The organism is Pelobacter seleniigenes DSM 18267, from assembly GCF_000711225.1.
Taxonomy (GTDB): domain Bacteria; phylum Desulfobacterota; class Desulfuromonadia; order Desulfuromonadales; family Geopsychrobacteraceae; genus Seleniibacterium; species Seleniibacterium seleniigenes.
In genome coordinates this window covers 1695386-1719523 of record NZ_JOMG01000002.1, presented here as the reverse complement: position 1 = coordinate 1719523, position 24138 = coordinate 1695386, and the positions used below count along the sequence as shown (strand labels likewise).

The following is a 24138-nucleotide window of genomic DNA, read 5'->3' as shown; positions in this document are numbered from 1 at the left end:
AGGTTTGACCATGAGCAGATTCGCCTTCTGCACTATCATCCTATTGTTCCTGGCGGCCTGTGGCGGTTCCGGCAGTTCCGATTCCGGACCGGACCCGGCTGACACCCCTGACAACAGCTACAGCACCACCGACCTGCGCAGCAAGGAGCTGGTCAATCCGGCCGCTTATATCCCGGCCCAGTGCTTCACCGTCACTCAACCTGAGGAGGGGGGGCCGACCTACAATCCTTGTTACAGTTGCCATACGGCATCCATCCCACCCAACTACGTGAATGATCAGGATCTTCAGTTGGAGTACAGCTTCCCGGCAGCATTGCTGGAGAATCCCTGGAGCAACCTGTTTATCGACCGCAGTGCAGCGGTCGCGGCTATCTCCGACGCGGAGATTCTCAACTACATCCGCACCGATAACTACCAGGATGACCAGGGGCAGATCCTCCTTGCTGAAAAACTTAACAATCTGGCTCCGGATTGGGACTTTGACGAGGACGGCCAGTGGGACGGTTACATCCCGGATTGCCGCTTCAACTTCGACGAACAGGGGTTTGATCAGAATGGCAGCGCCTATACCGGCTGGCGGGCGTTTGCCTACGCATCGTTCCCGAGCACCTTCTGGCCGACCAACGGTTCGGTCAATGATGTGCTGATCCGGCTTGGCGACAGTTTCCAGCAAAATGCGGACGGCGACTTCGATCTGACCATCTACAAAATCAATCTGGCGATTGTCGAAGCCCTGGTCACTCGCCGCGATGTCCTTCTGGCCAGTCCGATCAACGAAGCAGATTACGGCATCGACCTGGACCGCGACGGCAGTTTGGGAACCGCCCTCCAGGTCACCTTCGCCTGGTCGCCGACCGAAGGGCGGGAGATGAATTATGTGGGCAGGGCGGAAAGCGAACGGGAGAACGGCACGCTTCACCTGGCCGCCGGCCTGTTTCCGGAAGGCACCCAGTTCCTCCATACCGTTCGTTATGTGGATATCGACGATGAAACCGGCGCCGTCAAACTGGCGCCACGGATCAAAGAATTACGCTATGCCATAAAGCGAACCTGGCAGACCTACTCGGAGCTGCTCCAGGCAGCATTGGAAGAAGCCAAAGAGAACCACGACTTTCCCGATCGGACCCGACAGCTGATCGGTAACGTCGAACAGGGCATAAACAATGATCAGGGCTGGCTCTATCAGGGCTTCATCGAAGATGCAAACGGCGAACTCAGGCCGCAGACTTATGAAGAGACCGCTTTCTGCATCGGTTGCCACAGCGGCATCGGTGCCACGGTGGACGGAATCTTCTCCTTTCCGCGCAAACTGACGGCTGATCGCACGGAACGTCAGGGCTGGTACCATTGGAGCCAGCTCAACCGTCAGGGCACAAAGGAACCGCTGCTTGCCATCAATAATGCCGGCGTTCAGTTTGAGTACAGTTTCTACCTGCGTTACAACCAGGCCGGCGACGAGTTCCGTAACAACACAGAGGTCATTACCAAGTTCTTCCCGGCCGGCAGTATTGACAGCGACCAACTGCAAAAGCTGCATGACGACGTTTCGCTATTGCTCTATCCGTCCCGGGAACGTGCCCTGACCATGGCCAAGGCCTACAAGTCCATTGTCGCCGAACAAAGCTATATTTACGGCCGCGACGCCACGGTCACCGCGCCGGCCAATGTCCACAAAACGCTCCGCGAAGACCAAGCGACCGGTATCACAGCTGCCACCAACAAGGGGGCGTTCCACACCGCGCTCGGCCCGGTCCGGACCCTCAGCTATGCCGATGCTATTGTTGCCGGCAGCCCAACCATGGAGACCCTGACCGGCGGGCACGGTTCAACGCCGGACTCGACCCGGTATCAGATCGACGCAAACGGACTGATCCACCCGGCCACCTACAGCCTGGCCGGGGTCGATTTCGGCTTCAGTTTTCCTGAACGCCTGACCTTGCCGACCCGGCAACTGATTCCCAATGGCGACAACCCGTCCTGTTACCGCTGCCACCGGCTACCGGCACCCATGCCCACGGGGCATCCGGCTACCGATCCTGCGGTGGTCCTTCCGGACAGTTCCGGCAATGAGATCTATCCTCTCACCCAGTTGACCTCGGACAACGCCATAGACAATATGCCGGTGGCCAGCCCGGACGGCCACCTCCTTTCCTGGATCAGTACCCGCAGCGGCAACGACCAGCTCTGGCTGATGGCAACAGACGGCTCCAACCAGCGCCGTCTGGCCCCGACAACGGGAATCCAGGGTTGGCAACAATTCAGCCCTGACGGTCAGCAGATTGCCTTCTGGGAATATGACCCGGCAACCACGACGCATAAACTGCAAATGACCGACCTCACCGGCCACCTCACCACCCTGGACAGCAGCAGCGGCGCCATCGAGCGACCGGTCTTTACCCCCGATGGCAGCCATATCGCTTATGCCAAACAGAGCGCTGGCAATTGGGACATCTGGCTCATCGCTGTAGACGGCAGCGCCAGCTACCGGCTGACCAGCGCCGAGGACATGGAGACCAGCCCCTGGTTCAATGCTGACGGGGTGATGGCTTACAAAGTCGCGCCAAGCGGGGACTATGGTCTCACTGTCGAACGCTTCATGACCTTTGAAAACGGCTATAACGCCCCCCATAGCTATGCCTGGGACGGTCCCCATTCGGTCCAGCTCAGCGATATGAACAGTGATAATGGCTTGATCGCCTTGACCGCAGAAGCGCTCAGCGACACCAGCGGCAAGGAACGAATCAGCTATCTGGCGGTGATCGCGGACCTGCGTTTGGAGGACGGAACGGCAACCGCCGCAAACCCGCGGCTGATTTCCAAATCGGCCACTCTTGGCGACCGTGGTATCCGGTTCTCTCCAACTGGCGACCGGGCTCTGTTCTGGTCGTTCAACCAGGATGGCCGAGCCGGGCTCTGGCTCTACGACCTCGCCACGGCTAGCAGCCGGCAGCTCACCCGCACAGGGTTTGACTTCGAACCGGCCTGGGCCGCTGACGGCAATAGCCTGTTCTTCACCTCGACCCGGGGCGGTGGCCAATACAATATCTGGCGACTCGATTTATAATCAATCCTTTGTCCACGGCGCCATTCCCCCGGCACCGTGGACAACAAATCCGCCCAAAAGACAGAATGTTGTTGCAACCTTCAGGACAACTGCGGCTTGAACTCTCGGTTAATTCAGTGTACCTTGCTTTCGCTACCATTTATGTATTTCAAGCTGAGAGGGGTCATGGAAGGTTTCAATCTTTCAACCGCGGGGAAAAAACTTTTCGGGGCCCTCTTTACCCTTTTTCTTGTTCTGCATACCACTGCGGCGGCGGGAAAAGGTCCTCTGACCCTTGGAATCCACCCATTTCAATCCGCTAGAATCCTCCAGCGACAGTTTTCACCCCTGGTTGAATATTTAAGTCTTCGCCTTGACCACCCTGTCGAGTTGCGCATTGGCAGCAGCTACCGGGAACATGTCGAATCCGTTGGCCGGGATCTGGTTGATATCGCCTATCTCGGCCCCCTCGGCTATATCGAAATGGTTGATAGATACGGCCCCAAGCCGCTGATTGCCGGCCAGGAAACTAATGGAAGTCCTATTTCCAACAGCGTTATTTTTACCCGGATCAATAGTGGCATTGCGTCCCTGACCGCTCTTGAAGGCCAACCTTTCGCTTTTGTTAATCGCCATTCCACGATGGGCTATCTGTTGCCGGCGTTTGTTTTAAGTCAACACAACCCGACGCTGCTGACCCAACACCGCTACCAATTTTTAAACACCCATGAGAATGTCGTCCTCGGCGTTCTCAGCGGGGATTTTATTGCTGGCGCTGTGAAAGAAACCGTTTTCAACAACTACAAACAGCACGGGCTGAAAGAACTGGCCCGCTCACCGGCATCGGCCGAGCATCTGTTTGTCGCCCGCAACGGGCTGTCCAGAGCCGAACTGGGTGCATTACGACGTGCCTTCTTCGACCTGCGATCCCTGCCGGAAGGAACGGTCATCATGCAGGCCATCACACCGACCATCTCGGCGTTTGTGCCGATTAAGGACTCTGCTTACAATCCTCTGCGCCAAGTTCTCCACAACCTTGCCGAAAAAGGCCTCCTTGATGAATGAGTCTGGACAAAAAAATCTAGCCATCCGTTACTGGTCTATCTGCGGTCTGATCTGCCTGCTGCAGATTATTATCATCTGGTACAGTATTTCTTTGGTTCATAACGCACAAATCAAAGACGTTTCAACCAAGACGGAAACCTATATTTCTTTTTTACAGGATCTGATCCAGGAAAAACTTCAGGAAAAGAACTACTCTTCTGCTGCGGCACTGGTGCAATCATGGGGTCGTCAGCAGTCCGACTATGTCAGCTCAATCAGCCTGACCATGGCCAACGGCTTCCTGCTGGGCGACTACCGTTCCAAAGAGCCATCTCCCTTCCAAAAGCGCTTTACCAGAACAATTCCATACTCTTATGACGGTGCAGCCAAATTGGTTATCGTTGTTGACCTGGGTCGGGTCCGCAACCATACCCGGAACCTGGAATATCTTTTCGGTAGCAGCGCGGCCCTGTTCTGCCTGTTGCTGGTTTTTCTGACCCAACTGCTGATTCGCAAAAACAGGCTCGCCCTTGAATTGGCCAGACACTCGCAAGAGCTGACCGAATCGGTCACCGAGCTGAAAAAAGAGGTGGCTGCCCGCCAGAAAGCGGAAGCGGCCCTGACCGAAAGTGAAGAAAAATACCGCTCTCTGATGAATCATCAGAGTGACGCCATCATCCTCCATCAATTTGAAGATGAAGGGTTCGCCACATTCAGCGAGGTCAATCATCGGGCCACCGAGCTGTACGGTTACGATTACGAGCAGATGCTGGAGATGAGACTTTCGGATATTGTCTGCGAAGAGGACCTCAAACGCCATCTGGCGGAAGGGCGCAAGGAAGAACTGCGCAAGGTTGGCCGAATCTTTGTCGAAACCCGGCACGTCAAGAAATCGGGGGAGATCTTCCCCGCCGAAGTCCATTCCGCGGTCATCCCCTGGAACAGCAGGGACTACATTCTGTCCACAGTGCGGGACATTACCGAACGCAAAAGAATGCAGGAACGCCAGGTGCAGCTTGAACAACAGATGCTGCATGCACAGAAACTCGAAAGCCTTGGCGTTCTGGCCGGCGGAATCGCCCATGATTTCAACAACATTCTGATGGTCATTCTCGGCCATGGCGATCTGGCGCAGATGAAACTGACCCATGAATCGCCGGCGTTTGAACATCTGGTACAGATCAAACAGGCCGCGCGCAAAGCTGCCGACCTTGCCAACCAGATGCTCGCCTACTCGGGTAAGGGAAAATTTCTGGCGGAACCGCTGGACCTGGGGCATCTGATCCGGGAAATGGAGTATATGCTCTCGGTTTCCATTTCCAAAAAAGCCGTGCTGCGCTATGAACTGAACAATAATCTCCCCACCATCGAAGCCGATCCGACCCAGATTCAGCAGATCATCATGAATCTGGTCATCAACGCTTCCGACGCCATCGGAGACAGGAGCGGAATCATTGCCATATCCACCGGTTATATGGAATGCGACCGGAATTATCTGAGTGAAACCTGGCTCGACGAAAACCTGACTGAGGGATATTACGTTTACATCGAAGTCGCCGATACCGGCTGCGGCATGAGCAAGGAAACCATTTCGCGGATCTTCGATCCCTTCTTTACCACCAAATTTACCGGCCGCGGCCTCGGCATGTCTTCGGTGATCGGTATCGTCCGCGGCCATCGGGGAGCAATTAAAATCTACAGCGAACCGGGCCAGGGGACCACTATCAAGGTGCTGTTCCCGGCTTCGGAAAAACTCAGCCTGAGCGTCAGTGAGCTGGACCTGGGCGACCAGCTGACCTTAAATGGAAAAGTACTGCTGGTGGATGACGAAGAAACCATGCGCAGCCTGGGCAAGAGCATGCTGGAGCTGTTCGGCCTGGAGGTCATCACCGCGGAGAATGGCCGGGAAGCGGTCAGTATCTACGAACAGCTCCAGGATGAGATCCTCTTTGTACTGATGGATTTGACCATGCCGCATATGGACGGCGGCGAAGCATTCCGCGAGATGCGCCGCAGCAACCCCGCCGTCAAGGTCATTATGAGCAGTGGCTATAACGAACAGGAAATCTCGCAAAAATTCATCGGCAAAGGCCTGGCCGCCTTTTTACAAAAACCTTTCCAGATTGCCACGCTGCAGGCCACCATTCAGAAGGTGCTGAAATCAGGGTGACCCACAAGGCTCGGCTTGGCAAAAGCATGCCTGTTTCCGGCTGGGGAACGAACAATTCTGAAAAGTGTTATAATTCAAAGCGTCTTTAAGTTAAGTGGGCGCACCATTGACAAGCCCTTGTCCTCTTGTTACCGTTTTACTCTCTTGCCAGGCGCCACCCAGCCAGGGTGTGTCGACCTGACCCGCACCTGCTGCCGTTGCTTAAAAAATCGGCCCGACAGCGGTATTGACAAATCTATCGGAATAACGCCGGCTGATTGGGATTACCGCCAGGAGCCGGTCGCGGGTTGTTCCGTCTGTTCACAAACAATTCCCCCGCTACGGTCCCTGCAGTGAAGCTGCCTTGAAAACGGGCAGGTCTTTTCTCCGTTGTTGTTGCCCCTCTGAAGATATGGTGAGTTTTTTCTGCCCCTGCCGTAGTCCGGGAATGTTTGGATAACAGTCTCCCCGGTTTGGGAAACTTTGCGGCAAAGGAGTCAAAGTTACCGCGCAGAAAGACGATCCTGGCAGTCCTTTCTGCTTATCAGAATCAGGAAAGGCAAATTCATATGTGTGGAATCTGTGGTGAAATCCGCTACGACAACAGCAGCGTCGACCCCATGGCTCTGGCCGCCATGGCAGGGGAGATGGTGGCGCGTGGACCCGATGCGAGCGGCTACTCCATGCAGGACCGGGTCGGCTTCGGGCATCGCCGACTGAAAATCATCGATCTCTCTGCCAAAGCCCAGCAACCCATGGTCGATGCCGAACTCGGCCTGACCATTGTCTACAACGGCGCGATCTACAATTACCCCGAATTACGGCAGATCCTGCAGCAGCAAGGGTACCGCTTTTTCTCCACCGGCGACACCGAGGTTATTCTCAAAGCCTATCATGCCTGGGGACCACGCTGCGTCGAGCGGTTCAACGGGATGTTCGCCTTTGCCATCTGGGAACGGGACAGCGGCAAGCTGGTCCTGGCTCGCGACCGCCTCGGTATCAAACCCCTTTACCTGGCGCGCCGGGCCAACGGGCTGCGCTTCTCTTCCAGCCTGCCCGCGCTGCTCAAAGCCGGCGATATCGATACCGACATCAACCCGGCCGCCCTGCACCATTATCTCAGCTTTCACTCGGTGGTTCCGCCCGGGCACACGATCCTCAAGGGGGTCGACAAACTGCCACCGGCCACGATTCTTGAAATTGAGCCGGACGGTACCACCCGTCAGGAATGCTACTGGCAACCCCGTTTTGAAAGAACCGCTGAAGACGAGCAGCGCTCCTTCGAAGAGTGGCAGGAACGGGTCCTTGACCAGCTGCGCCTGGCCGTGCAACGCCGCCTGGTCGCCGATGTCCCGGTCGGCGCACTGCTTTCTGGTGGCCTTGATTCAAGCCTGATTGTCGGGTTGCTTGCAGAAGCCGGCCAACAGAATTTGAAAACCTATTCGGTCGGCTTTGAAAAGGTCGGTGCCGAAGAAGGGGACGAGTTCAAATATTCCGATATCGTCGCCGCCGAGTACGGCACCGATCATCATCAGATCTTCGTCGACAGCGAACGCCTGCTGCCGGCCCTCGACAACGCGGTCAAAGCCATGAACGAACCGATGGTCAGCCATGATGCGGTGGGTTTTTTTCTACTCTCGCAAGAGGTTGCCAAAGACGTCAAGGTGGTCCAGAGCGGCCAGGGCGCGGACGAGGTCTTTGCCGGCTACCACTGGTATCCGCCGCTGATGGAGACCGAAGATTCTCTCGGCGAATATCGTCGGGCGTTCTTCGACCGCGACCACGCCGAGGTACTGGAGACCATCCACCCCCGGCTGCACGGCCCGGATGTCAGTTCGGCCTTTGTTGCCAACCACTTTGCCCGGGCCGGGGCAAGCGATCCCATCGATCAGGCCCTGCGCCTCGACACCACGGTGATGCTGGTCGATGATCCGGTCAAGCGGGTTGACAACATGACCATGGCCTGGAGCCTGGAGGCCCGGGTTCCGTTTCTCGATCACGAACTGGTGGAACTGGCGGCGCGCATCCCCGGTCGTTTCAAAACCGGCGGGGGCGGGAAATATGTCCTCAAGGAAGCGGCCCGCAAGGTCATCCCGGCTGCGGTCATCGACCGTCCCAAAGGCTATTTCCCGGTGCCGGCTCTCAAATACCTGCGCGGCGCCTATCTGGAGCGGGTTCGCGATATCCTGAACCAGCCGGCAGCCCGCCAGCGGGGACTGTTCCAGCCGGCCTATCTGGAAAAGCTGTTCGCAGACCCGGAAGCCCATATCACTCCACTGCGCGGTTCCAAACTGTGGCAGCTGGCCTTGCTGGAATACTGGTTACAGACGCACAATATCTGAGTGAGGAGTCCGCCCATGACTGACAAGCATCAGAAGAACCATCGCCTGCAACGCATGAAGTCACCGACTGCGGGGAACTGGGGCGAACCGAATGCCACCGAACAGGACAAACTACCGGTCAACGCGGAAATCGACTGTGGCTGGGGGCGATTGATTTTCGCCCATACCTTTAAAACTCCCGAGCCCCTGGCCGAGACCTTACGCCGGGAGCGGTCCGGCCGCCGGGATATCGCCCTCTATGTGCATAATCCGCATGTGATTCTGGCCCTGGCCCCACAGGAGCTGTTCCTTGATCCGTCAGATACCTATCGCCTGTGGCTGAGTTATTACCGACCAGCGCAGAAGCAGCATAAAGGCTTCAGCGTGCGGCGGCTGCGGACCCAAGAAGATGCCGCGGCCATCAACCAGATTTACGCCTCCCGGCAGATGGTCCCGGTGCCGGACCAATTCGTCTGGAAACACCGCAGCAGCCGTATCCTCAGCTATCTGGTTGCAGAAGATAACAAAAGCGGTGAGATTATCGGTACTGCCACCGGAATCGACCACAGCAACGCCTTCAGCGATCCGGAAAACGGGTCCAGCCTCTGGTGCTTGGCCGTAGCCCCGCAGTGTCCTCACCCTGGCGTCGGCCTGGCGCTGACGGACTATCTGGCCGGCCATTTCCAGGCCAGGGGCCGTAATTTCATGGACTTATCGGTCCTCAATGAAAACGAACAAGCGGTCGCCCTGTACAAAAAAATGGGCTTCCAGAGAATTCCCACCTTCTGCCTGAAGCGCAAGAACGAGATCAATGAACCGCTCTTTACCGGTCCGGACCCGGCCGCCCGGGTCAATCCTTATGCCCGTATCATTATCAATGAAGCTCGCCGGCGCGGCATCATCGCCACGGTTGAGGATGCCGAAAACGGTTTTTTCACCCTCTCCCACGGCGGCCGGATCATTCACTGCCGGGAATCCTTGAGCGACCTGACCTCAGCAGTGGCCATGAGTCGCTGCGACGACAAGCAGGTCACCACCCGACTACTGCGAAATGCAGGACTTGCAACGCCCCGTCAGCAGACCGCCGACAGCCCGGCCGCAAACGCCACTTTTCTCAACCAATGTTCCCGCCTGGTGGTCAAACCGGCGCGTGGTGAACAGGGCAAAGGGGTATTCGTCAACCTGGACAGCCCAGCAGCGGTCGAAACCGCGGTGGCGGCAGACCGGGAGCTGTGCGATAAAGTTCTGCTGGAAGAATTTCATCAGGGTGAAGACCTGCGGGTGATCGTCATCGACGGGCAGGTGGTGGCAGCTGCGGTCAGAAGGCCGCCGTTCGTGATCGGAACCGGCCAGCACAGCATCCGCACCCTGATCGAAAAACAAAGCCGGCGGCGCAAAGCCGCCACCCAGGGGGAAAGCAGCATCCCCTTGGACGAGGAAACCGAACGCTGCCTGGCCGATGCCGGTTTCGGGCTCGACGATATCCTGCCGGCGGAAATCCGACTGAAAGTCCGCGGCGCGGCCAATCTGCACACCGGTGGGACCATTCATGACGTCACTGCGGAACTTCATCCGAAGTTGAAAACAGCCGCGGAAACAGCGGCAGCCGCCCTGCAGATCCCGGTCGTCGGCCTCGACTTTATTGTTCCCGACGTGAGCGGGCCTGAATATGTCATCATCGAAGCCAATGAACGGCCCGGCCTGGCGAATCACGAACCGCAACCAACCGCCGAACGGTTTGTCGATCTGCTTTTTCCTCAGACCAGTATTAGGCCGGGCAGTGGAGATCCCTGACAGGGTTTTACCAAACCGCCTGTCAGGCCTGCCACGGCTAGATATGCAAGGTCAGAGGGGAAGATGGGATACCGGTCTGAAAAAGGACCTTTTGAGGCAACCTGCAAAACACAAAGGAGTTTCATGGCCATGCAACGCTTGAAAATAGATCTTGACTACCTTTCCGCAGTCCTTGGAAAAATGCTGGCGATTCCCAGTCCGACCGGCTTTACCGACGAAATAGTCCAAGTTACCGGTCACGAACTGGAAAAACTCGATATCCCTTTCGAACTCACCAGACGCGGTGCTATCCGCGCCCACCTGCCCGGCCATCTGCATCATCCGGACCGGGCGATGGTTGTCCACCTGGACACCATCGGGGCCATGGTCAAACAGCTCAAACCAAACGGGCGACTGGAATTAATGCCCATTGGCCACTGGTCCAGCCGCTTTGCCGAAGGCGCGCGGGTCACTCTGTATACTGACCATCACCGTTACCGGGGCACCATTCTGCCCCTGAAAGCTTCAGGCCATACGTTTAACGAAGAGGTCGATGAACAGCCGGTCAACTGGCAGCAGGTGGAACTACGGGTGGATGAGATCCTTCATACCGAGCGGGATCTGGCCCGCCTGGGGATCAATGTCGGGGATTATGTCGCCGTCGACCCGCAGCCGGAATTTCTCGACAACGGATTCGTCGTTTCGCGACACCTCGATAACAAGGCCGGCGTGGCTGCCTTGCTCACCGCCGCCAAGGCGATCCGCGAAACCGGTATGCAATTGCCGGTGAACACCCATTTGCTCTTTACCATCTCCGAAGAAACCGGTTCCGGCGCATCCTCCATCCTGCACCGCGGCGCCAGCGAACTGGTCACCATAGATAACGGCACAGTGGCTCCCGGCCAGAATTCCCGCGAATCAGGAGTCACCGTGGCGATGATGGATTCCAGCGGCCCTTTCGACTTCCATCTGACCCGGAAACTGATCGATCTCTGTCAAACCTTTGAAATTCAACATCAGCGCGATGTCTTCAGGCATTATCGCTGCGACAGCGCTTCGGCCGTGGAGGCCGGCAACGATACCCGCACCGCGCTGATCTGCTTCGGTCTCGACGCGTCCCATGGTTATGAACGCACCCATCTTAACGCGTTGCGCTCCATTGCCGAGCTGACCGCCCTTTACCTGCAGACCGCGCCGACCTTCATGAAAGACCAGGCCGATCTTTCCCAGTTCAGCGATTTCAGTCAACAGGTCGATCATTTCATGGAACATAAGAGCGGCAGCGACAGTCCGTCAGAGTCCTGATCACAAGTTTCCGCTGCAGTGCAAAACCGCATCAGATTTGGATGGTCTCCGGCAGCTCCCCGACGGGCGCAAACCATTCATTGGCATAGAAATCACTGTCGGTGATCTGTTTCAGGTTGCGGCGCAGATACTTTCCCGTCGCACTGACCGCTACCTGCCCGTCCGGCAGATAGAGTTCACCGGTTCCGGAAAACATGCGCCCGTGATCCTCGGTAATCCGCGCCACCGCTTTCAGTTCGACCCCAAGGGGGACCGGTTTGCGGTATTTGACCTGCAGATCGACAGTAACCCCGAAGGTATCCTGGTCATGATGCACCATAATCGCCCGACCAATGACTTCATCGAGCAGGGCGGCAGAGACTCCGCCATGGGCGATACCGGGATAACTTTGATGTTCCTCCCGCGGGGAAAAGACAGCGATCACCTCATTTTCGGTGGTTTCGAAAAACTGTGTTTTGAGTCCGAAGCGATTTTCGATCCCGCAAACCAGGCAATATCTTGATATATGCTGACCTCTGACGATGGTATGGGTCATTGTTTCCCCCTTAAAGATGGTTAGTTGCTAATCAGCTGGTTAGTCCCAATAATTTAAAGGCTTCAAAAAACAGGCCCGCGGCCAGCCCCAGGATCAACAGGCCGAGAATTCGCAGCAGCAAAAGATAAAAAGTTCCCGAGATAAAAGCCTTACTCTGTCCGGTCAGCAGCACCAGAAACATTTTGGCGCCGATCAGACAGCCGTAGAAACCGACGATGAACAGAACCCCGGCAAGCCGGCTTTCCGCCAGGGCCGCTGTCATGGTCGGGACGCCGACCCCGATCCAGAACAGATAGGGATGCGGGCTCAGGAAATTGGTCAGCACCCCCTTCAGCAGCGACTTGGGAACTCCTGCGACCGATTGCTGCGGCAGCTTGACAAGGAGCAGATTCTGCCCGCCGAGTAACAGCAGAAAACCACCGCCGCCCAGGGCAATCAACCCGAGCAGCAGATCGGAATCGCTGATACCTCGGATGAGCAGCAGCGCAGCAATGACGATCGGCACATCGGTCAATAGCGGGGAGAGGGCCACCTTCAGCCCGGCCCGCATATTATGCTGCAAGGTTTCCGCGATCACCAGCGCCTGGAGTGGCCCGGGAGAGAACCCGGCGGTCAGGCCGAGTACTGCACCGATCAAGAGATAATGCATAGTTTTTCCCGAAGAATCTGCATCTGGACATTACAGGCCACGTTGGCTGGCAAAAAGGATCCGCCACCGATTGGAGAACTGTCAGCTCAGTCCAAGGCCGGGCGAGCAAATGATTCCTGCAGATTGATTTTGTACAAACAGGACGATCTCTTTTCACCGGACGTGGGCACGATAACAGATTTCAGAACCTCATCCAAGTCCTCGCCGGCGCCGCCAATCCCCCAGCGACAAGATCAGGAAAGGATTTTCTTTTCTCACAAATCCAATGGGTTATCCTGATCGGCAGAACCGCCCCGGCTATTTCGAGCAGGCTGCGGTGTTTATCCGAGCAGAAAATAAATTAATATTCTATACCCATATTTGGGAATAAAACCGGCCGGAGATACGGGATTCTACCCTCTCGGCCAACATTTTCTCCGTAGCCCCGTGCGTAGCCGAAAATCCATTCACCTTTCTCTGTAATTACAAGTCCTTAAACAGACCTCATCAAGGCAAAACCAGCCCGATCAGATGCGTGCAGAGAGCTCCCCGGGCAAATCGCAATGGATAGGACAGCAGCCGTCTGGAAACAGCTTTATAACGTGATTTCAAAGCTCTTCAAAGAGAAAATAGTTTGACAAAAAAATGGCCCTCCGTTAAAAATTCCTGGTCTTACCATTTTATATCTAATCGACTGGAGCATTTTGAACATGGTTTCTTTGCTACTCATTCTGATTAGCGCCGTTTTTGTCAACAACTTCGTTCTGGCGCGCTTCCTGGGAATCTGCCCGTTTCTGGGCGTTTCGAAAAAAGTCGAAACAGCTATCGGCATGGGCATGGCCGTTATCTTTGTCATGACGGTGGCCTCTGTCGTAACCTGGCTTATTCAATACTTTATCCTGATCCCGTTCGGCATTGAGTACCTGCAGACCATCGCTTTCATTCTGGTCATCGCCTCACTGGTCCAGCTGGTGGAAATGGTGATTCAGAAAACCAGCCCGGTCCTCTACCAATCCCTCGGCATTTTCCTGCCCCTGATTACCACCAACTGTGCTGTTCTCGGGGTTGCCGTACTAAATATTCAAAAATCTTACAATTTCATCGAATCACTGGTCTTTGCAATCGGAGCCGGAGTCGGTTTCACCCTGGCCATGGTCTTGTTCGCCGGGCTGCGTGAACGGATTGACCTGTGTCCGGTTCCCAAGAGCTTCCGCGGTACCGCCATCGCTCTGGTCACTGCGGGGCTGCTGTCCCTGGCGTTTATGGGTTTCGCCGGCCTCGTCAAGGGGTGATTCAGCAATCGGTTAATCTCCGTTCAGCCCTTGCGCTAACAACTTCGCAACGGGTTGATGTCTGTTTGAGAGGATTTCATGCTCACAGCAATATTATGTTTAGGTGGAATCGGCCTGGTTGCCTCGGCAACCCTCGGCCTGGCATCCAAAAAGTTCGCTGTTGAAGTTGACCCGCGCGAAGCGGCCATTCTGGATTCTCTGCCTGGCGCCAACTGCGGCGCCTGCGGTGAACCAGGCTGCTCCGGCTATGCCAAAGGGGTGGCCGAAGGACGCTTGGCCCCCAACCTCTGCACCCCGGGGGGCGCCGGCACGGTTTCGGCCATTGCCGAGATTCTCGGTATTGAAGCGATCGCCACCACGCCCCAGGTCGCGGTGGTCAAATGCCAGGGCGACAACTCCAAAGCTACCAGCAAATATAAATATCTGGGCATGGAAGACTGCAATGCCGCGCAAAAGCTGGCCGATGGACCGAAAACCTGCCCCTCCGGCTGCCTCGGTCTCGGCAGTTGCGCCAGAGCCTGCCCTTTTGATGCGATCGAAATGACCGCCGAAGGGCTCGCCGTGATCAATCGCGACAAGTGTACCGGTTGCGAAAAGTGTGTCGCGACCTGTCCGCGCGGCGTTATTTCGATGACCCCGAAAACCTCGACGACCCATGTTTTGTGCAACAGCCATGACAAGGGCGCGGCTATTCGCAAATACTGCCAGGTCGGCTGTATCGGCTGCAGCATCTGCAAAAAAACCGTCCCGGATGCCTATAGCATTGACAACTTCCTGGCCGCCGTCGATTACGAGCATGATGAAGGTGCCGAGGCTGCGGTCGAGAAGTGTCCGACCAAATGTATCCGTGACTTCAGTACCGGCTACCCTGAAGGCAGCACCTTCAAAGCCCCCAATCCCCCGGCAGAACAGGAAACGGCAGCATAAAAAGGATTAAAACAGCTATGGAACTCAGAACGTTTGCCGGCGGGCTCCATCCGCCGGACAGTAAACAATATTCAGCCCATAAAGCGATCGAAAACTGTCCTCTGCCCGAAGAGCTGATTATTCCCGCGGCTCAGCATATCGGTGCTCCCGCCGAAATCTGTGTGGCTGTTGGTGATCAGGTCAAAAAGGGTACGGTCATCGCCAATCCGAAGGGCTTCGTATCGGTCCCCGTGCATGCCTCCACCTCCGGCGAAGTCATTGCTGTTGAGCCGCGCCTGCACCCGAGCGGACGGCTGCTTCCCGCCGTGGTCATCAAAGCCGATGGCAAAGATGAATGGGACGAATCCCTAAGCGGAAGCGATCCCGACCAGCTTGACGCGGACAGCCTCAAGAAAATGCTCTGCGCCGCCGGCATTGTCGGTTTGGGCGGGGCGACCTTTCCGACCCACGTCAAACTGTCGCCGCCGGCGGACAAGCCTATTGACACACTAATCCTCAACGGGGTTGAGTGCGAACCATTCCTGACCGCCGATCACCGGCTCATGCTCGAAGAGAGCGAGCGGATCATCGACGGGGTTAAAATTCTTCTTAAAATCCTCGGTATCAGCAAGGCAGTGATCGGGATCGAGGCCAATAAGCCCGATGCCATCGCCAAGCTAACCCAGGATTGCGCCCCTCACGGCATTGCGGTGCAGGCCCTTGAGGTTAAGTATCCCCAGGGGGCTGAGAAGCAGCTGATCGATGCCATTACCGGCCGCCAGGTTCCCTCCGGCGGTTTGCCCATGGATTGTGGCGTGGTGGTCCAGAATGTCGGCACCGCCGCAGCCATCAGCGACGCTATCCGGCTCGGTCATCCCTTGGTGGAGCGCATCGCTACCGTCACCGGACCGGGGATCAAAGAACCGAAAAACCTCAAGATCGCCATCGGTACCCCGCTCTCCCATCTGGTCGAGTATTGCGGCGGACTGAACGGTGAACCCGGTAAAATCATCATGGGTGGACCGATGATGGGGCAGACCCAGTTGTCCCTTGAGGCTCCGGCGATCAGGGGAACCTCCGGGCTGCTGATTTTCGGCAAGGAGCAGATCTCCACCAAGCCGGCCGGTCCCTGTCTGCGTTGCGGACGCTGCATCACGGTGTGCCCGATCCACCTGCAGCCCACCACCATCGCAACCTATGCCCGCCTCGAGCTGGTCGACGAGGCTGAAAACTATAACGCTCTGGACTGCATTGAATGCGGCTGCTGTACGTACATCTGTCCGGCATCATTACCGCTGGTCCAGTCGATTCGCCACATCAAGGGTGGCATCATGGCCAAGAGAAGGAAATCCTGACGTGGAAAATCAGCTCTATCTCTCATCTTCACCGCACATTCACAGTCCGCAGACGTCAGACAAGATCATGCGTCTGGTGATTTACGCACTGCTGCCGGCAACCGCTGTGTCGATCTATTTTTTTGGTCTGCCGGCGCTGAGCGTGCTGCTGATCTGTACCCTCGGCTGTGTCGCTTTCGAAGCGCTCGGTTGCAAGTTCATGAAGCAGCCGCTCAGCATCGCCGACGGTTCCGCAGCGCTAACCGGCATTCTGCTGGCCCTCAACCTGCCCCCATCGAGTCCCTGGTGGATGGCCCTGCTCGGTTCGGCTATCGCTATTCTCATCGGCAAGCAGATCTATGGCGGCCTCGGCTACAACCCGTTTAATCCGGCGTTGGTCGCCCGGGTCGTGCTGTTGATCTCGTTCCCGGTGCAGATGACCACCTGGACCGCTCCGGCACCGATCGGCTCAGGCATTGATGCCGTCACCACGGCCACCCCCTTGGGAGAAATGAAGACCGCGGTCATGCTGACCGGTCACCTGCCCGACCTCGCCACCAGCGGTTTCGGCCATTACTTCCTCGGCAACATGGGGGGCTGCCTTGGCGAAGTCTCGGCCCTGGCCCTGCTCCTTGGCGGGCTGTTCCTGATCTTCAAAAAAGTCATCAGCTGGCATACCCCGGTCAGTTTCCTGGGCACGGTTATCGTCCTCAGTGGCATCTTCTGGCTGGTCGATCCGAGCAAATACCCGAATCCGCTGTTCCACCTGGTCACCGGCGGCCTGATTCTCGGGGCCTTTTTCATGGCCACGGACATGGTCACCTCGCCGGTCACCCAACGCGGAATGCTGATCTTCGGCTTCGGTTGCGGCCTGCTCACCGTCCTCATCCGTCTGTTCGGCGGTTATCCTGAGGGGGTCTCCTTCGCCATCCTGCTGATGAACGCCGCAACCCCACTCATTGACCGCTATACCCGCCCGAAGATCTACGGGCAGGTCGCAGCGAAAGCCTAGGCGGAGGAGAATTATCATGAAAGAAATCAGCCGCCTGCTCATCGCCCTGACCCTGATTGCCGCCTGCTCAGGGCTTATTCTGTCGTTGGTGGAAGGGGTCACCCGGGAACCGATCAAAGAACAACGGCGGATTCAGATGCTCAAAGCATTGAGTGCCGTGCTCCCTGAATTTGACAACAGCCCCGATACCGATACCGTCACCCTGAAAAACGGGGTCGATAAAAAAGGTAATCCGATCAATGTGATCTTTTACCGGGCCCGCGAAGCCGGCAACCTGGTCGGAACCGCCTTCAAAGTGATTGCTCCGGATGGCTACAGCGGTAACATCGAAGTCATGGTCGGGGTCAAACCGGACGAATCCCTCAATGCCATTGAGATTCTGGCCCATGCCGAAACTCCGGGCCTCGGGGCCCGGATTACCGAACCTGCCTTCAAGGACCATTTTAAAAACAAAAGTCTGACCAATGCCGACTGGCGCGTGAAGAAGGATGGCGGAGACTTTGATCAGATCACCGGCGCAACCATCTCGCCACGGGCGATCGTCAAAGCAGTCAAAGAAGGACTCGAATTTTATCACCAGCATAAGCAGGAAATCGTCGCACAGGGAGTCTCCCAATGAGCCTGATGAAAGACTTCACCACAGGGATCTGGAAAGAAAACGCCGTCTTTAAGCTGCTGCTGGGGATGTGTCCGACTCTCGCTGTCACGACCAGCGCGGAAAACGCCCTGGGGATGGGCCTGGCAACCACCTTTGTCCTGGTCTGCTCCAACGTTGCGGTCGCTTCGTTGCGCAAACTGATCCCCTCGAAAGTGCGGATTCCGGCTTTCATTATCCTGATTGCATCTTTTGTGACCGTGGTTCAGCTGTCCATGGAAGCCTGGGTCTATGATCTCTACCAGGCCCTTGGTATCTTTATCCCCCTGATTGTCGTCAACTGCTTGATCCTCGGCCGGGCCGAAGCCTTTGCCTCCAAAAACCCGGTTGGCCGGTCTATTTTTGACGGTCTGGGAATGGGGCTCGGCTTTACCCTCGGCCTCTTTATCCTCGGCTCTGTCCGGGAGCTGTTCGGTTCCGGAGCCATCCTCGGCTTCACGGTGTTCGGGGGCGGTTACCAACCGATGCTGTTGATGATTCTGCCGCCGGGCGCTTTTATCACCCTGGGTCTGTTGCTGGCGGGAATGAATAAGCTGGAAGCTAAATAAGTCGCAAAGATCAAATTAACATATCAAAAAAGGGAGGCAACTTAGAGTGCCTCCTTTTTTTTGGGGGATGTCATTGACGGGATCTCTCAATGGCCTGATCAATCCGTTCCAGCAGTTCATCACTGACGCTCTGACTGCACATCAGATAACGGTTATTCCCCACCGGGATATCTGCAAGAGGGACCAAGGCAAAATCCTCTTGTTGATAGCCAGCTCTCTTGATCAGGCTCGTCGCTTCTTCTGGCGACACCAGGATGTATTTTCTGTCATCGGCAGCGATCACCTGGATAAGGTTTGCTTGCCCCTTCACGGTAAGATAAGATTCCGGCTCTTTTTCGCGCAGCAGACCATCGATATACTCCCCGTAAGAATAGTGAATATTTCTTGCGAAAATAAGCCTGTGGTTTGCAAAAATCGCGGCCAGGGTATGCTCCTTACCGATCCGGTCCTGGCCGGATTTCCTGATCAGTAACAAAACCGGTTTATCCTGATAGATCGGTCTGGAAAATTTGGCAAATTCTTCTCGTTGTGAATTTTTAAACCACCCAATGGAACAATGCGGGCTCACCGCATGACGGACCACATACAAAATCTGATTAGGAGTCAGGCTCAAAAAACGGGCCTCGATCCCCGTCTGCTCCATGATTTCCACGACTTTGTTCAACAAAAATCCTTCAGGCTGGCCGTTCTTGGCTGTGTAATAATAAGGAGGACGTTCAAAATAGGAAATGGTCATGGTCTCCGCGCCAGCGCTGGCAGCGAAAACGAACAGAAAGGATAGCAGTAAGAGAATGACCCGAAGCTGAGACATATCTCCTTTCTAAAGGACAACTGTTTGTATTTCAATCCAAGAATCTTACTTCCAAAAAAATTTAGAGGGGTTGCCAATCAATCGACAACCCCTCTTCCACCCTCTTAATCATTATCTGAGGCGATTCTTAGCCAAGCGAACCGTCACCAGTTAAAGCGAACAACCACGGAAGGAACCCCGATCAGCACAGTTGCCGGGCGGACGTAATGGCGATCATAGTGATGCTGCCTGACAATCTGACGCTTGACTCTGTGTAATTTCCCGTATCCGTGATGGCGCTGCGGATTATGTCCCCGGTACCAGTCCCGCTGGTCACGATGCCCATTACGATAAGTGTGGTCCTGCCAGCTTTGCTGGTGTCCCGGCCCGTTGCGATGGCCCTGCTCATGTGCCGATGCCAACAGCGGAGTTGCCAGTGCCAATACCAAAACCATACCGATCATGATCAATGTCCGTTTCATCTGTATCCTCCTCTTGCTGGGTGAGTTAATTTCAGCGGTTTGCCTCTGTTGTCTCAACTCTAGCAATTTCAAACGGACGTTTCATTCGACATCGCCCTATATTCCTCCGGATGTCGGGTTCTGATCCTGTATTTTCAATAGGTTACTACTCGCCAACAAGCCTCGGCCAGGACCTTGAAAAGGCTCGAAAAAAAACCTGTAGTTGCCAGCTGGATGGGCGCGAGTGTCCCGTCCGGTAAGTTATTTGCTGTCAAGGCGTGTCATCGCAAGTCTGGCTTGGTCTAAGCCGAGAAGGCAGACTGCAGACGGCGGTAAAAAGGATCAGAATTAGGATAGAGCACTAACCGTACGGGACACGAGGGCCGAGGGTTAGGTGAAAACAATGAAAAAACGGCGGGCCGGATCTTTTACAATTGCAGCTGGGTGGCCAATTCGTGGCTGGCCGCAGCCGGATCAGCGGCCGAACAGATCGCCGAGACCACGGCCACCCCATCGGCACCGGCGGCACGGACGCGCCGGACATTGCTCTGCTTGATCCCGCCGATGGCGATCAAACGATGGCGGGATATCCGCCGGATGGCACTGACCCCATCCAGGCCAAGCTGGTTCTGCAGCTCACGTTTGGTCGGCGTGACAAAGACTGGGCTGAGCCCCAGGTAATCGACATCGAGGGCTTCGGCGGCCAGGGCCTGCGCGGTCGATTCGACGGACAGGCCGATAATGGCCGTTGGCCCGAGCAAGCGTCGTGCATCGGCGTAAGGCATATCGCTCTGCCCGATATGCACACCGCTGGCCCCGATGGCCAGGGCAATATCGACCCGATCGTTGATCAACAGCGGCACGCCGTTCGGTTGAAGCAATTTCACCATAGCCCGCCCGAGTTCTAGAAACTCCCGGGTTGAACAATCTTTTTCCCGCAATTGCACCAGATCAACCCCGCCGCTAACTGCTGCGCCGACGATATCGAGAATGTCGCGCCCCAATGCCAGCGGACGATCGGTGACCAGATGCAGTTCAGGTGCCCCCTGGCTCATCAGCTGTTCACCCCCGTGCGCCAGTGAATGGCAAGCTGTTCGTCATTCAAGCGATACAGAGCGTCAATAAAATTGACCTGGAAAGACCCTGGCCCGCCGGCGGCTTCCGCCGCGATTTCGCCGGCGATCCCCATCACCGTCATGGCATGAGCTGCCGCCGCCGGTGGATCAGGATTCACCGCACAAAAAGCACCGACCAAAGCGGTCGCGGTGCAACCAAGGCCGGTGACCTTGGGCATCAGCGGATGGCCATTGGGCACGTAATCTCTCACTTTGCCCGCAGTGATCAGATCAACAGCACCGCTGACCACCACGGTACAGGCGTATTTTTCCGCCAGCAGTGCAGCGGCGGCTTCCGCATCGGTTGCCGCGGCCGAGCTGTCCACCCCTTTGGTTTGCACGGTGCTGCCAGCCAGAGCCATAATCTCCGAAGCGTTGCCACGGATAACCGCGGCGCCGTATTCTACCAACAGCTCATGGCAGGTACGGGTGCGATACGCGGTCGCCCCTGCACCGACTGGATCGAAGATAACCGGGATCCCTTTCTCCCGGGCAGCGGACATGGCCAGCCCCATCGCCGTGACCCAGTCGCGACTGAGGGTGCCGATATTGATGACCAAGGCCGAGGCCAGGGCCGCCATCTCTGCAACCTCTTCAACGGCATGGGCCATGACCGGAGAGGCTCCCACCGCCAATAAGGCATTGGCAGTATTATTCATCACCACAAAATTGGTAATATTGTGAACCAGGGGCGCTTGCTTGCGCACCGCCTGTAAATCGTCCCAAACAGCTTGCTTCTCCATCATATGGCTCCATTCTTTTTATCCGGGATGAACCCGGTCGATGTTTTCCAGGCTATTGGTCTGCTACAGCAGAGGACATTTTAACGCCGCTGGAGCCCTCCGGGGAAAATTTTTACCGATCAGCAACCAAAGGCTGATTTGCTTTACTGTTACGACAAAGAGATCATCAAGGTCGGCGACGAAAGGATAACCATGTATTGTTTGAATCGGGAGATCGGCCTGCGAGTCAACAGCGCTGAACTGTGGAATTTTATTGCTACTCCCCGCAACCTCAATCGGTTGACGCCACCCTATCTGAATTTCCGGATTCTTTCCGACCCGCCCCAGGAGATGTTTGACGGACTGCTGATTCTCTATGAGATCACCATTCCACGGTTCGGCAAACAGCGCTGGCTGACGGAAATCAAACACATCCGCGCCGGGCTCTCTTTTGTCGATGAGCAACGCCTTGGCCCCTATAAATTCTGGTACCACATGCACCAGATCAGCGCCAGCAGTGCAACCAGCTGCCGGATGTTCGACCAGGTGAGCTATGCTCTCCCTGGCGGTCCGCTGGGGCGTTTGCTCCATCAGCTTGCGGTCAAAAAAATGCTGGCCGATATCTTCACTTACCGCAGCCAGCGCTTACTCGAGCTGTTCGGCTGAAAGAAATCATGAGTCAGGCGTTCTCTTCGAGCAGCTGCAGGCACTCGGCACGCACTCCTTCCAGGGCCGCGATGGTAGCTTCCTGTACCGCGTCCGCAACCACCCCGCGCCCGGTCCAGTCGTTCCCGTAATTGACATACAGGGCGGCCAGTTCACCATCCACCTGGGCGAGAACGGCTTGCGGGTTGTTGAGAATCCGTTCCCTGAAATAATCCCTTATGTTACCAACAATTTCAGCTTCACGCGCTGCCAGATAATCCAAACTACTTTCCTTTCCTGAGCAATAACAATGCGGCAAGCCCCAGGCAGCCGCCCGAAAGCCAGCCTGACCAGGCGGTTTTCAGCTGCAGCAGGTAAAAAGCCGTGGCTAGCCAAAAGATCAGCCAGACCAGCAGCCGGAAATACCCCTGCAGGCGGCTGAGCAGAAAATCCCGGTCGGCCGCGGCCATGCGCACGGTCAACTCCCCCTGTTCGGCAAGTTCGATCACACGCCGGGTTTTCAGCAGGGTGAAGGGTAACTGGACCGCCTCATGACGAAGATGGTCCCAGAGGTGCTCTCCTTCGCCCAGCGCCCGCGGCAGGTTTTCCTTGAGAATCGGCAGGATATCCTTGATGCCGTTAAAATTTTTATTGTACTGCGTCCCCAACCCTTCGACCAGGGAACTGACCCGCATGACATAAATCACGTCCTGGGGCAATTTGAACGGCTGGTCATGAAGGACCTGCAGGACTCCGAAGGCCAGCTCCTGCATACTGCGGGCGGCCAGCTGTTCACTGTCAAAGATGGCAAACAGGTTTTCCGCGATCTCACTCAATTCCCCCTGGGAAGCCTGCTCGGTGAGAATACCCATGCGCCGGGTCGCGCTCACCAGCAGATCGAAATTCCGCTCGTAAGCGGCCTTGACCGCATAGATCATGGCTTCGCGCATGCCGCGCGGAATTCGGCTGACCATTCCAAAATCGAGGAGTATCAAATCCCCGGCCGGGCTGACCAGCAGATTACCAGGATGCGGATCGGCATGGAAGAACCCTTTGACCAGCATCTGTTCGGTATAGAACAGGACCAACGTCTGCATCAGGTCGGGAAATGAGACTCCTTGCGCGGCAATCGACTCCAGGTCGTCAATGCGCACCCCCTCCTCAAAACTCATCACCAGCGCCGCGTCACTACTCAGCTCCCGACAGGGTTGCGGAAAACGGACGGCGGTATGGGCGTAGACCTGGCTGAAGTGCTCCAGGTTGGCCAGTTCCTGATGCATACTGACTTCCTGCAGGATCATCCGGGTAAAAGCCTTCAGGACAGACTCGATGGAATGCCGGGTCTGATCGCTGAACAGTGGTTGAAACAGGCGCAGAAACAGATTGAGCAGAAAAATGTCGACTCGCACCACAAACTGGATATCGGCACGCAGCAGCTTGACCGCGACAATCTGTCCGGAATCCCTCAGACGGGCTTTATGCACCTGGCCGATGGAGGCACTGGCCAGCGGTTCCTCGGTAAAATCGGCAAACACCTCCGGATCGGGGAAGGCCTGCCGAAAGACTCGCTGCCGATCTTTGTCGGGCATGGCCGGCATCTGATCGTGGAGTCGGCGCAAGGCCGCAATATACTCCTGATCAAAAAAATCGGCTCGGGTCGCCAGCACCTGGGCGAGCTTCAGAAAGCTGGCGCCGAGTCGCCGGACGGCAGCAACCAGCTGTTCCGCTGAGAGCGGTCGCCACAACAGCCAGCGGGGTCGCCGTCGGAACAGCAGAAACACCGTGACCAGGAAACGGAACACAGCATAGCAGCGCCCCGGACTGCACAGCTTCAGACAGAGAAAAAACCGCCGCAGCACC

21 protein-coding genes are annotated in these 24138 nt (G+C 56.4%); 13 read left to right on the top strand and 8 right to left on the bottom strand.

Annotated elements, in window-relative coordinates; all coding sequences use genetic code 11:
* Positions 1–10: 10 nt before the first annotated feature.
* The 6 genes from N909_RS25055 to N909_RS0110640 all read left to right on the top strand — a co-directional run bounded on the left by N909_RS25055 (position 11) and on the right by N909_RS0110640 (position 11635).
* Positions 11–3064: a TolB-like translocation protein gene (locus tag N909_RS25055; protein WP_063336393.1), complete on the top strand. Its 3054-nt coding sequence runs from the start codon at positions 11–13 to the stop codon at positions 3062–3064.
* A 165-nt stretch (positions 3065–3229) separates the two neighbouring features.
* Complete coding sequence (phnD, locus tag N909_RS0110660) at positions 3230–4108, top strand: phosphate/phosphite/phosphonate ABC transporter substrate-binding protein (protein ID WP_051689681.1); 879 nt, start codon at positions 3230–3232, stop codon at positions 4106–4108.
* Positions 4101–6257: a hybrid sensor histidine kinase/response regulator gene (locus N909_RS24610; RefSeq protein ID WP_051689680.1), complete on the top strand. Its 2157-nt coding sequence runs from the start codon at positions 4101–4103 to the stop codon at positions 6255–6257. Before phnD ends, N909_RS24610 begins: the two co-directional genes overlap by 8 nt.
* A 548-nt stretch (positions 6258–6805) precedes the next feature.
* Positions 6806–8578, top strand: a complete 1773-nt coding sequence (locus N909_RS0110650) for an N-acetylglutaminylglutamine amidotransferase (protein WP_029914830.1) — start codon at positions 6806–6808, stop codon at positions 8576–8578.
* Between the two features lie 15 nt (positions 8579–8593).
* Entirely contained in the window at positions 8594–10351 is a 1758-nt protein-coding gene (ngg, locus tag N909_RS0110645; RefSeq protein ID WP_029914829.1) for an N-acetylglutaminylglutamine synthetase, read from the top strand.
* Positions 10352–10480: 129 nt separating this feature from the next.
* The gene (locus N909_RS0110640; protein ID WP_029914827.1) at positions 10481–11635 is read left to right on the top strand and encodes an osmoprotectant NAGGN system M42 family peptidase; all 1155 of its coding nucleotides are present in this window, start codon (positions 10481–10483) and stop codon (positions 11633–11635) included.
* Between the two features lie 31 nt (positions 11636–11666).
* Here the strand turns inward: N909_RS0110640 and N909_RS0110635 are convergent, their stop codons facing one another.
* Positions 11667–12170, bottom strand: coding sequence for a PaaI family thioesterase (locus tag N909_RS0110635; RefSeq protein WP_029914826.1), 504 nt, complete (start codon positions 12168–12170; stop codon positions 11667–11669).
* 31 nt (positions 12171–12201) lie between these two features.
* Entirely contained in the window at positions 12202–12819 is a 618-nt protein-coding gene (locus N909_RS0110630) for a LysE family transporter (RefSeq protein WP_029914817.1), read from the bottom strand.
* 689 nt (positions 12820–13508) lie between these two features.
* Here N909_RS0110630 and rsxA point away from each other — a divergent pair.
* The 6 genes from rsxA (at position 13509) to rsxE (ending at position 18545) form a co-directional block, all read left to right on the top strand.
* Positions 13509–14090 carry an electron transport complex subunit RsxA gene (gene rsxA / locus N909_RS0110620; RefSeq protein WP_029914815.1) on the top strand — a complete coding sequence of 194 codons (582 nt, stop codon included), beginning with the start codon at positions 13509–13511 and terminating at the stop codon, positions 14088–14090.
* Positions 14091–14168: 78 nt separating this feature from the next.
* On the top strand, positions 14169–15017 hold the full coding sequence (locus N909_RS0110615) for an RnfABCDGE type electron transport complex subunit B (RefSeq protein WP_029914813.1): 849 nt from the start codon (positions 14169–14171) through the stop codon (positions 15015–15017).
* Between the two features lie 17 nt (positions 15018–15034).
* Positions 15035–16351: an electron transport complex subunit RsxC gene (gene rsxC / locus N909_RS0110610; protein WP_029914811.1), complete on the top strand. Its 1317-nt coding sequence runs from the start codon at positions 15035–15037 to the stop codon at positions 16349–16351.
* A gap of 1 nt (position 16352) precedes the next feature.
* Positions 16353–17342, top strand: a complete 990-nt coding sequence (locus N909_RS0110605; RefSeq protein ID WP_029914809.1) for an RnfABCDGE type electron transport complex subunit D — start codon at positions 16353–16355, stop codon at positions 17340–17342.
* A 16-nt stretch (positions 17343–17358) separates the two neighbouring features.
* A complete protein-coding gene (locus N909_RS0110600) occupies positions 17359–17961 on the top strand; it encodes an RnfABCDGE type electron transport complex subunit G (protein WP_029914805.1) in 603 nt (200 codons plus the stop codon).
* The gene (rsxE, locus tag N909_RS0110595) at positions 17958–18545 is read left to right on the top strand and encodes an electron transport complex subunit RsxE (protein ID WP_029914803.1); all 588 of its coding nucleotides are present in this window, start codon (positions 17958–17960) and stop codon (positions 18543–18545) included. The genes N909_RS0110600 and rsxE overlap by 4 nt, the downstream gene beginning before the upstream one ends.
* 70 nt (positions 18546–18615) lie before the next feature.
* Here rsxE and N909_RS0110590 read toward each other — a convergent pair whose 3' ends face one another.
* The 4 genes from N909_RS0110590 to thiM all read right to left on the bottom strand — a co-directional run bounded on the left by N909_RS0110590 (position 18616) and on the right by thiM (position 21657).
* On the bottom strand, positions 18616–19356 hold the full coding sequence (locus N909_RS0110590) for a transporter substrate-binding domain-containing protein (RefSeq protein ID WP_029914801.1): 741 nt from the start codon (positions 19354–19356) through the stop codon (positions 18616–18618).
* A 143-nt stretch (positions 19357–19499) separates the two neighbouring features.
* Positions 19500–19817 (bottom strand): hypothetical protein, encoded by a 318-nt coding sequence (locus tag N909_RS0110585; protein ID WP_029914798.1) that lies wholly within the window; start codon positions 19815–19817, stop codon positions 19500–19502.
* Between the two features lie 407 nt (positions 19818–20224).
* On the bottom strand, positions 20225–20851 hold the full coding sequence (thiE, locus tag N909_RS0110580) for a thiamine phosphate synthase (RefSeq protein ID WP_029914796.1): 627 nt from the start codon (positions 20849–20851) through the stop codon (positions 20225–20227).
* The gene (gene thiM, locus N909_RS0110575; protein ID WP_029914795.1) at positions 20851–21657 is read right to left on the bottom strand and encodes a hydroxyethylthiazole kinase; all 807 of its coding nucleotides are present in this window, start codon (positions 21655–21657) and stop codon (positions 20851–20853) included. The genes thiE and thiM overlap by 1 nt, the downstream gene beginning before the upstream one ends.
* Before the next feature lie 189 nt (positions 21658–21846).
* On the opposite strand from thiM, the gene N909_RS0110570 reads away from it, so the two are divergent.
* Entirely contained in the window at positions 21847–22299 is a 453-nt protein-coding gene (locus N909_RS0110570; RefSeq protein ID WP_029914793.1) for an SRPBCC family protein, read from the top strand.
* Between the two features lie 13 nt (positions 22300–22312).
* Here N909_RS0110570 and N909_RS0110565 read toward each other — a convergent pair whose 3' ends face one another.
* Together N909_RS0110565 and N909_RS0110560 are read right to left on the bottom strand one after the other, a co-directional pair.
* Positions 22313–22561, bottom strand: coding sequence for a hypothetical protein (locus N909_RS0110565; protein WP_029914792.1), 249 nt, complete (start codon positions 22559–22561; stop codon positions 22313–22315).
* Between the two features lies 1 nt (position 22562).
* The gene (locus tag N909_RS0110560) at positions 22563–24137 is read right to left on the bottom strand and encodes an ABC1 kinase family protein (protein ID WP_245613596.1); all 1575 of its coding nucleotides are present in this window, start codon (positions 24135–24137) and stop codon (positions 22563–22565) included.
* Position 24138: the final 1 nt, after the last annotated feature.